Raw genomic sequence first — 3,489 nt, forward strand, 5'->3', positions numbered from 1 at the left:
ATCGGCCACTATGATTTCTGCAAGCTGCATCCGGGCGAGTGCTCGATCCGCCCGGCCAATCTGGCGCCGGCTCCGATGACCGACGCGCTGATGCGCAAGCTTCTCAATGTCACCGCCAGGGTCAACGCCGCCGTCAAGCCGATGAGCGACATGGACATCTACGGCAAGGACGAGGTCTGGGCCTATCCCGACAAGGGCGTCGGCGATTGCGAGGACTATGTGCTGGAAAAGCGACGCCAGCTTTCGCGCATGAGCATCTCGCTTGCCGATCTTCTGATCACCGTCGTGCGCAAGCCCGACGGCGAGGGCCACGCCGTGCTGACGGTGCGCACCGACGAGGGCGACTATGTGCTCGACAATCTGACCGACAAGGTCAAGCCATGGGACGCGACCGGCTACCGCTTCCTCAAGCGGCAGGCGATCGACAACACCGGCCGCTGGGTCTCGATCCGCGGTGGCCAGCAAGTTCTGGTCGGCGCGGTTCAGTAGGCACCGGCAACGGCGGCTTCCCTAGGGGCGGCATCCAACGCTTCGTCATCACAGGGCTGAGCAGGAGCGAAGCTCCGTCGCGAAGACCCCGGGATCCATGCCGTGATGCCGATGAAGAACGCTGCGGCGCAGGAACAGGCGCCTGCAATCGTCATACCGTCATCACCAGATCTTTTGCCCCGTCGCGACGCTCGCAACTCGCGGCATGGATCCTCGGGTCTGCGCGTCCGCTCCGCCCGTGGATGACGAAATCGATGGGCCCTCCGCCAGAATTCGCATTTCTCCGTGAACCATTTCGCTCCGGCCAGCGACACACAGCCGTGAACCGAAACCAACCATGGAGACTTCAGATGACTGCTTTTCTGCGAAACACCCTTCTTGCCGCTATCGCGGTGTCGAGCATGGCCGGATCCGCCATGGCCGATCAGACCACCAGCTGTGCCAAAGCCAACCTCAACGACCTCTGGGCCGGCCGCTGTTGCGGTGATGCCGGGGCGTCGGACTGCCTGGGCGGCGGAAACAATGGCCACGACCACGGCGATCATGGCCGGGGTGGAAATGGCGGCACCGCCGGCAAGAAATGATCTCACCACTTTGCCCGCCGGCGGGCAGTGTCCTCGTGAGGCAGGCGAACTTGTACCGGCGCGGACCGTCAGGCTACGGCCGCTGGTTCAACGCCCCGCGGATCGATGCGGTGATGCGGCGAAGCTCGGTTTCGTCGAGTTTCTCGATGTTTTCCGCCAGCAGATTGGCGAGCTCGGTGGCGGCGGGGGAAAGACCCGACGTGTCGAGTTTTACACGCGGGTGCGAGGCCTCGGCCAGCCGCGCCAGTTCCTCGGCATCGTCCCAGATGATGTTGAAATAGCCGATGATCTTCTGGATCAGCGTCCAGGTCGGGGCGCCTCGCCTGCCATGTTCGAGCGCCGACAGATAGGCGGCGCTGACGCCGATCGCCGCCGCCATGTCCTTCTGGCGGACACCACGTTCGCTTCTCAGCGTCCGCAGCTTCTCGCCGAACGGGGTCATGCGCCCATCCTCATGAACGGACCCGCCGCAGGCGGATATAGAGCGCACCCGAACCGCCGTGATTGCGGGCGGCATGGTCGTGGCTGGAGACGAGCGGCCGGAAGGCAGGCGTCGACAGCCAGGCCGGCACGGCGCGCCGCAACACGCCATCGCCGCCGGAGGACGAGCCCTTGCCGGTGATGACCAGGACATAGCGGACGCCGCCGGCATGCGCCCGGTGCAGAAACGAGAACAGCAGCGAGTAGGCCTCGTCCTGCGTCATGCCGTGCAGATCGACGCGGCCCTCGATCGGCAGCCGGCCCTTCGACAATTTGTCCAGCGTCGGTTCGTCGAGGCGGTGCGTGACATGCTGCGCCTTCGGCTTCGCGGTCCCTGCGACATTGGCGACGGGCTGGGCGGGCTGCGACTGGCTTGGCTTGGCCTCGGCAGGAATTTCGGGGATGTCCACGGCAAATTTCCCCTTCAGCGGCTTGGCCGTGCGCGCCACCAGGTTCCACAGAACCCGGTCGTCCTCGCTGAGCTTGTCCGGGCGCCGGGTCATCGGACCGCACCCGCAATGAGCGCGCGCGGCACCAGCGCATAAAAATCCGCGGCATTGCGGACCACGCCGGCGATCTCGCCCGCGGCATCGCCCGAACCGGCGAACAGGTCGCCCCGCGCCGGCCCGGTGATGGCGGAGCCAGTGTCCTGCGCGATCATCAGGCGGCGGAATGGTTTTGCGTCGAAGGCGGCGAGCGTCGGCGCGTCGATGTAAAAGGGCGTGCCGAATGTGTGCAGCAGGCGGTCGACGGCGATCGAGCGGCCCGGCGTCAGCGGCACCTTGGCGGCGGCGATCGGACCAAGGGCAACGTCCTCGACATCGGCCGGGCGGAAGAAAATGTAGGAGCGGTTCTGCCACAGGATCTCGTCGACGCGGTCCGGATGCGCCTTGAACCAGGCGCGGATCGATTGCATCGTCACTTCCGCCAGCGGGATCTCGCCAATCTCGCTCAGGACCTTGCCTGGTCCGGTGAAGCGCTGGCCGGATTTGGCGGCATAGGTGACGCGGGCAAGCCGGCCGTCGGTCATGGCGAGGCGTGCGGCACCTTGCACGTGAATGAAGAAGGCATCGACCTTGTCGGCCAACCAGGCGATTTCCAGGCCCTTGCCATCAAGCGCGCCGCGCTCGATCTCGCCACGGTCATGATATTCGACCGGCCCGTTCGGCGTCTGGCGCGCGAAAGCGAGATAGGGGTCCAGGCCCGGCGGCCGGTTTGCGTCATCGATATCGACGAGATCGGCCGGGCGCGACAGCAGCGGCACCGAAAACCGGTCCGTGCGCACCGGTGACGTCTCGACCTGCGGTTCATAGAAACCGGTGACGAGCCCATTTTCGGCAGGGATAAGCGCCGGGACAAAATGGCGCTCGAAGAAGGCGCGAGCTTCGCCGCGGGTCAAAACCGGCGACCGATTCGCCGGCGAAACGGTCCGGGCCTCGGCGTAGACATCCGCAAAGGCGTCGAAGTCGACGCCGAGCGCGCCGCTGCGATAGGGTTTGGTCAGGACATGGAAGGCCGAGCGCCGAAAGGCGGCGAAGGCGGCCGAATGGTCGTCATCGCCCCAGCCGGGCAGATCGCCGAAGGCTTTCTCGACAAAAAGAGGCGATAGCGACACCGGAGCCTCGCCGCGTATTCCCTAGTCTTCTTCCTCGGTGGCGACGAGCTTCCAGTTCGGATCGCGCGAGCGCGTGTCACGGGCGAAGGTCCAGACATCCTTGACCTCGGCCACGGTTTCCGGGTCGCCGTCGATGACGGCACCGGCCTTGTCGCGGGTCGCCGAAATCAGCTCGCTGATGATGCGCAGCGTGACATGCGCCTCGCCGCCCTTCATCTCGGCCGAGACGATATCGGCCTTGTCGATGCCGACGAAGGAGGACTGGATCTTTTCCGCCTTGGCCTCGCGCTCGCCGATGGCGGCGACAAAACCGTCATAGAC

6 protein-coding genes are annotated in these 3,489 nt (G+C 65.6%); 2 read left to right on the forward strand and 4 right to left on the reverse strand.

The genetic code is table 11. The annotated features are described in order from the left end of the window. Both EN879_RS28425 and EN879_RS28430 read left to right on the forward strand, forming a co-directional pair. Window positions 1-489 (forward strand): transglutaminase-like cysteine peptidase (locus EN879_RS28425; protein ID WP_127274399.1); only part of this gene is annotated, 489 nt, incomplete at its 5' end. 350 nt (window positions 490-839) lie between these two features. After that, on the forward strand, window positions 840-1,073 hold the full coding sequence (locus EN879_RS28430; RefSeq protein WP_063169607.1) for a hypothetical protein: 234 nt from the start codon (window positions 840-842) through the stop codon (window positions 1,071-1,073). 73 nt (window positions 1,074-1,146) lie between these two features. Here the strand turns inward: EN879_RS28430 and EN879_RS28435 are convergent, their stop codons facing one another. The 4 genes from EN879_RS28435 to EN879_RS28450 all read right to left on the reverse strand — a co-directional run. After that, window positions 1,147-1,515: a helix-turn-helix transcriptional regulator gene (locus EN879_RS28435; RefSeq protein ID WP_063169606.1), complete on the reverse strand. Its 369-nt coding sequence runs from the start codon at window positions 1,513-1,515 to the stop codon at window positions 1,147-1,149. A gap of 10 nt (window positions 1,516-1,525) precedes the next feature. Then, window positions 1,526-2,056: a Smr/MutS family protein gene (locus EN879_RS28440; RefSeq protein ID WP_024502221.1), complete on the reverse strand. Its 531-nt coding sequence runs from the start codon at window positions 2,054-2,056 to the stop codon at window positions 1,526-1,528. After that, entirely contained in the window at window positions 2,053-3,168 is a 1,116-nt protein-coding gene (locus EN879_RS28445) for a murein transglycosylase A (protein ID WP_063169605.1), read from the reverse strand. Before EN879_RS28445 ends, EN879_RS28440 begins: the two co-directional genes overlap by 4 nt. A gap of 21 nt (window positions 3,169-3,189) precedes the next feature. Further along, a partial coding sequence (locus EN879_RS28450) for a Tim44/TimA family putative adaptor protein (protein ID WP_164774625.1) occupies window positions 3,190-3,489 on the reverse strand: 300 nt, incomplete at its 5' end.

Source organism: Mesorhizobium sp. M7A.F.Ca.AU.002.02.1.1, from assembly GCF_003998535.1.
Lineage (GTDB): Bacteria > Pseudomonadota > Alphaproteobacteria > Rhizobiales > Rhizobiaceae > Mesorhizobium > Mesorhizobium ciceri.